The sequence below is a fragment of the Citrobacter sp. Cpo045 genome, from assembly GCF_030332875.1.
Classification (GTDB): Bacteria; Pseudomonadota; Gammaproteobacteria; order Enterobacterales; family Enterobacteriaceae; genus Citrobacter; species Citrobacter portucalensis.
Window position 1 is genome coordinate 1 of the sequence record NZ_JAOWGZ010000045.1, and the last position, 5,195, is coordinate 5,195.

Annotated in this window: 6 protein-coding genes and 1 pseudogene; 3 read left to right on the forward strand and 4 right to left on the reverse strand. The window is 59.4% G+C overall.

Going from position 1 to position 5,195, the window contains the following annotated elements; genetic code table 11:
- Positions 1 to 165, reverse strand: a pseudogene (locus tag OGY13_RS25090) (Arm DNA-binding domain-containing protein); the annotation flags it as partial.
- Between the two features lie 329 nt (positions 166 to 494).
- Between OGY13_RS25090 and sul2 the strand changes: the two are divergent.
- Both sul2 and OGY13_RS00925 read left to right on the forward strand, forming a co-directional pair.
- Positions 495 to 1,310, forward strand: coding sequence for a sulfonamide-resistant dihydropteroate synthase Sul2 (gene sul2, locus OGY13_RS00920; protein ID WP_001043260.1), 816 nt, complete (start codon positions 495 to 497; stop codon positions 1,308 to 1,310).
- An 86-nt stretch (positions 1,311 to 1,396) separates the two neighbouring features.
- Positions 1,397 to 1,699 (forward strand): phosphoglucosamine mutase, encoded by a 303-nt coding sequence (locus OGY13_RS00925; RefSeq protein ID WP_000251875.1) that lies wholly within the window; start codon positions 1,397 to 1,399, stop codon positions 1,697 to 1,699.
- Positions 1,700 to 1,874: 175 nt separating this feature from the next.
- Here OGY13_RS00925 and OGY13_RS00930 read toward each other — a convergent pair whose 3' ends face one another.
- The 3 genes from OGY13_RS00930 to OGY13_RS00940 form a co-directional block, all read right to left on the reverse strand.
- On the reverse strand, positions 1,875 to 3,368 hold the full coding sequence (locus OGY13_RS00930) for an IS91-like element ISCR2 family transposase (RefSeq protein WP_001120888.1): 1,494 nt from the start codon (positions 3,366 to 3,368) through the stop codon (positions 1,875 to 1,877).
- Positions 3,369 to 3,578: 210 nt separating this feature from the next.
- A complete protein-coding gene (locus tag OGY13_RS00935; protein ID WP_000743213.1) occupies positions 3,579 to 3,803 on the reverse strand; it encodes a hypothetical protein in 225 nt (74 codons plus the stop codon).
- Positions 3,800 to 4,537 carry a recombinase family protein gene (locus OGY13_RS00940; RefSeq protein WP_001446887.1) on the reverse strand — a complete coding sequence of 246 codons (738 nt, stop codon included), beginning with the start codon at positions 4,535 to 4,537 and terminating at the stop codon, positions 3,800 to 3,802. The genes OGY13_RS00935 and OGY13_RS00940 overlap by 4 nt, the downstream gene beginning before the upstream one ends.
- Before the next feature lie 326 nt (positions 4,538 to 4,863).
- Between OGY13_RS00940 and OGY13_RS00945 the strand changes: the two genes are divergently transcribed.
- On the forward strand, positions 4,864 to 5,195 hold a 332-nt coding region (locus tag OGY13_RS00945; protein ID WP_170868628.1), incomplete at its 3' end, for a hypothetical protein.

Here is a 5,195-nt window from a genome sequence, read left to right on the forward strand (position 1 = left end):
TAGATTCAAGCAAGCCAACTTGTCGTCAAAATCGGTGTTGCAAAAACGGGAGTGACCATAGATTCCGTTTTCTGAGGCGACCCCCACATAGAGACCTTCCCGGTCATTCACTTTGTAGAGTTTGTCCCTGGGCTTGAGATTGCGCAGCTTGGTATCGGTCAGCATGTACCTTGTCCTTCTTCGTCTCCGATACCCACTCTATTGTAAACAAGACATTTTTATCTTTTATATTCAATGGCTTATTTTCCTGCTAATTGGTAATACCATGAAAAATACCATGCTCAGAAAAGGCTTAACAATATTTTGAAAAATTGCCTACTGAGCGCTGCCGCACAGCTCCATAGGCCGCTTTCCTGGCTTTGCTTCCAGATGTATGCTATTCTGCTCCTGCAGCTAATGGATCACCGCAAACAGGTTACTCGCCTGGGGATTCCCTTTCGACCCGAGCATCCGTATGAGACTCATGCTCGATTATTATTATTATAGAAGCCCCCATGAATAAATCGCTCATCATTTTCGGCATCGTCAACATAACCTCGGACAGTTTCTCCGATGGAGGCCGGTATCTGGCGCCAGACGCAGCCATTGCGCAGGCGCGTAAGCTGATGGCCGAGGGGGCAGATGTGATCGACCTCGGTCCGGCATCCAGCAATCCCGACGCCGCGCCTGTTTCGTCCGACACAGAAATCGCGCGTATCGCGCCGGTGCTGGACGCGCTCAAGGCAGATGGCATTCCCGTCTCGCTCGACAGTTATCAACCCGCGACGCAAGCCTATGCCTTGTCGCGTGGTGTGGCCTATCTCAATGATATTCGCGGTTTTCCAGACGCTGCGTTCTATCCGCAATTGGCGAAATCATCTGCCAAACTCGTCGTTATGCATTCGGTGCAAGACGGGCAGGCAGATCGGCGCGAGGCACCCGCTGGCGACATCATGGATCACATTGCGGCGTTCTTTGACGCGCGCATCGCGGCGCTGACGGGTGCCGGTATCAAACGCAACCGCCTTGTCCTTGATCCCGGCATGGGGTTTTTTCTGGGGGCTGCTCCCGAAACCTCGCTCTCGGTGCTGGCGCGGTTCGATGAATTGCGGCTGCGCTTCGATTTGCCGGTGCTTCTGTCTGTTTCGCGCAAATCCTTTCTGCGCGCGCTCACAGGCCGTGGTCCGGGGGATGTCGGGGCCGCGACACTCGCTGCAGAGCTTGCCGCCGCCGCAGGTGGAGCTGACTTCATCCGCACACACGAGCCGCGCCCCTTGCGCGACGGGCTGGCGGTATTGGCGGCGCTGAAAGAAACCGCAAGAATTCGTTAACTGCACATTCGGGATATTTCTCTATATTCGCGGTTCAGCAGGCATGTCCCCTTTGAGGGCGACCCGACGACAGGATAATCGACCTTATGGTGCGCAAATATTTCGGCACAGACGGTATTCGTGGCAAAGCCAACGAAGGCGCGATGACGGCGGAAACCGCCTTGCGCGTCGGCATGGCGGCTGGCCGTGTCTTTCGTCGCGGTGACCACCGCCATCGTGTCGTGATCGGCAAGGATACGCGCCTGTCGGGCTATATGCTTGAACCCGCGCTCACAGCCGGTTTCACCTCGATGGGCATGGACGTATTCCTTTTTGGCCCGCTGCCGACAACGTATAGGAAGAATAAACGCCCTTTTCACCCAAGTCCAACAGCTTTGGACCGCAGTTGACTCTTTCGACACCCCTGCGATGCAACCCAATCCGGCTGACGGGGAGCCAGCAACGCTGAAAATTTACCCTCCTCTTTCCCACTAGCGGCTCCTTTTCCGACAACCAGCACGGCGGATCCCTGCCGCGGCGCTGTGAACGCAGCATTTTGATTGGTATCGTTGGCCTTCAGGCTCGTCAGTCAAACAGACCCAGGAGCAGCTCAGCCGGTGGCGCCCGGCTTTCGGGTAACGCCCTGGTCCCGCTGGTTTCGGCTTTGTGCTTCAGGTGATCAAGGATCTGCTTGATCACTATAGGGTCTTCAATGCAGGCGATGACTTTCATGGCGCCGCCGCAGCCGCTGCAGGTCTCGATGTCGATATTGAAAACACGCTTGAGCCGTTGCGCCCATGTCATCGACGCTCGCCGTTGTGCTGGTGTTGCCGGTTCATCAGCCACCCTGACCTTGTTGCCCCTGCCCCGTTTTGCCGGCGTGACCAACGCCCGGTGCCGACTGTTGGGTGCGAACACCCCGTGGAAGCGGGTTAGGTTGACTCTGGGCTTCGGTACCAGGGCGGCCAGCCTTGCAATGAAATCCAATGGTTCGAAAATGACGTGCGTGGTGCCGTCCCGGTACGGCGTCTTGAGCTGGTAGCGCACGTTGCCGCCTCGTGTTAACGACAGCCGCTTCTCGGATACCGCCGGGCGGCTGATGTACCGGCACAGCCGTTCGAGCTTCTTGCGTTCATCGGCCCTGGCCGCCACGCCGGCGTGCAGGCTGGACCCGGCTACCTTGCCAATCCCGTCACCGAACGGATCACCACTGGTCGGCAGAGTTTGCAAAGTGAACACCTTTCGCCCCGCCTGTGAACCGACAGCGATACGGTAAGTGATCGAGTGCCCCAGCAGGGGTGTCATCGGGTCGTCATCCACCGCATCCGAGGCCAGATAGCTGTTTTCGACATCCCGTTCCAGCAGGCCTTGCCGTTCCAGATAGCGACCCACCCGGTGGGCGATGGTGTGCGTCAGCTGGGTGAGCTCTGGGCTGGTCGGCGCCTTGACCCAGCGGAAACGCGCTGAGCCGTGGGATTGCTCGACATACACACCGTCGAGAAACAGCATGTGGAAGTGAACATTCAGATTGAGCGCCGATCCAAAACGCTGGATCAGGGTGACCGCGCCCGTCTTGGCCACTTGGTGGGTATGGCCCGCTTTCTTGACCAGGTGCGTGGCAATGACGCGGTAAACGATGCCCAGCACCCACCCCATGATCTCGGGCCGGCTGGCAAACAGGAAACGCAGCTGAAACGGGAAGCTCAACACCCACTGACGCATGGGTTGTTCAGGCAGTACTTCATCAACCAGCAAGGCGGCACTTTCGGCCATCCGCCGCGCCCCACAGCTCGGGCAGAAACCGCGACGCTTACAGCTGAAAGCGACCAGGTGCTCGGCGTGGCAAGACTCGCAGCGAACCCGTAGAAAGCCATGCTCCAGCCGCCCGCATTGGAGAAATTCTTCAAATTCCCGTTGCACATAGCCCGGCAATTCCTTTCCCTGCTCTGCCATAAGCGCAGCGAATGCCGGGTAATACTCGTCAACGATCTGATAGAGAAGGGTTTGCTCGGGTCGGTGGCTCTGGTAACGACCAGTATCCCGATCCCGGCTGGCCGTCCTGGCCGCCACATGAGGCATGTTCCGCGTCCTTGCAATACTGTGTTTACATACAGTCTATCGCTTAGCGGAAAGTTCTTTTACCCTCAGCCGAAATGCCTGCCGTTGCTAGACATTGCCAGCCAGTGCCCGTCACTCCCACTCGATTGTAAACAAGCACACAAAACCCTTTAGTGACAACAATTTGCAAGAACTATCAGGCTCAGTGCCATGGAAAATACCATGACCAGATCATGAGGTTGAACACGGCTTGCGCCGGCAGCGTTCACGCTCCTGGTCGGCGATCTCGCCCGGCTGCAATGCTAGCTCAGCATCGGTCATGCGCTCCAGCACGTCGCGTAGGCGGATGGTGCAAGGAATGGGCGGCAGCTCGAACTCATAGCCGCCGGCGATCATTTCGGCCGCAATCTCCTCGGTGATGAAAAACGGCTCGTCGTCTTGGTTCGGCTTCTTCATGCCCTTTCCTCCTGGCGCTCATCCTGGCCGACAGCGGCCAGGGCATCGGCTTCCGTCAATGCGTCCTCCACGAACGCGCCGTGCTGCTTCGCTTCGGCCTGGCTGACCTCGGCCCATATCCGTTTCACCTGGGCCGCACTGTACCCGGCCAGCTCGGCGGTCTTGTTGATGCTGTAGCCGGACTTGCGCAGCGCGACAACTTGGGCGCGGCGCTTCGGATCAGCACGGCGGCCCTTGTACCGCCCGGCCTGGCGGGCCAACTCAATGCCTTGGCGCTGGCGTTCGCGCCTGTCCTCGTAGTCGTCGCGGGCCATCTGCAAGGCCAGGCGAAAAAGCATGATCTGCACGGCTTCCAGCACGATCTTGGCGACGCCCTGGGCCTCGGCCGCCAGGTCGGATAGATCGACCACGCCAGGGACGGCCAGGCTTGCGCCTTTGGCCTGTATCGAGGCCACCAGGCGCTCGGCCTCGGGCAAAGGTAGGCGGCTGATGCGGTCGATCTTCTCGGCAATGACCACCTCGCCGGGCTGTAGGTCGCCGATCATGCGCAGCAGCTCAGGCCGGTCGGCGCGTGCGCCGGATGCCTTCTCACGGTAGATGCCGGCGACGTAGTAGCCGGCGGCCTTCGCGGCCGTAGTGATCGCCTCTTGGCGTTCCAAGTCCTGCGCGTCGGTGCTGACGCGCAGATAGACCCGCGCCACCATCGGCGCGGCTACTGGCTTCGTCCTGCGCATACTTGCGGGCTCCTTTGGGCATACGCAAAGTGTCCGGTCATGCTACCCCCGGCCAAAAAGGCCGTCATGCGATTTATCTTGGCCGGGTCGTTATTGGCGGGTCTAAATGGCCGCTCCGTGGATCTCATCGCCAGAAATGGCGATGCGAGATCCAGGGCAGGGCGGCCGCCATCGTCAGACCTGGCGATGGTCGACGCCGGCGCGCATCGTCGGATGTGGCGATGCGAGCTCGAGGTCGGTGGCCACCGCCGGCGACCTGGTGCCATCGTCGGCAATGGCGATGCTGCAGCTCGACGTGCGCGGCCTGGTCGTCTCGGCATCGTCGGATGCGGCGATGCTCGAGCGAGGCGAAAAAAAACCGCCTCGGGGTGTCCGAGGCGGCAAGTCTGCATGCGGTTCAGGGAGGAAGAAACCGCGCCGGCGATCAGGGAGGAAAACCGCGCGGCCTGATGTGCAGCTCGGCCACTTTAGCCGGATTTTTCGACTTATCCGATGCGAGCGGCCCGCCGTGGGCGCTGCTCGATCTGCTGTTGCTTTTTCTCGACGTGCTTCTGCTCCTGGTGCTGCTGCTCGTCGCGCGGCACTGTTGCAAAGTTAGCGATGAGGCAGCCTTTTGTCTTATTCAAAGGCCTTACATTTCAAAAACTCTGCTTACCAG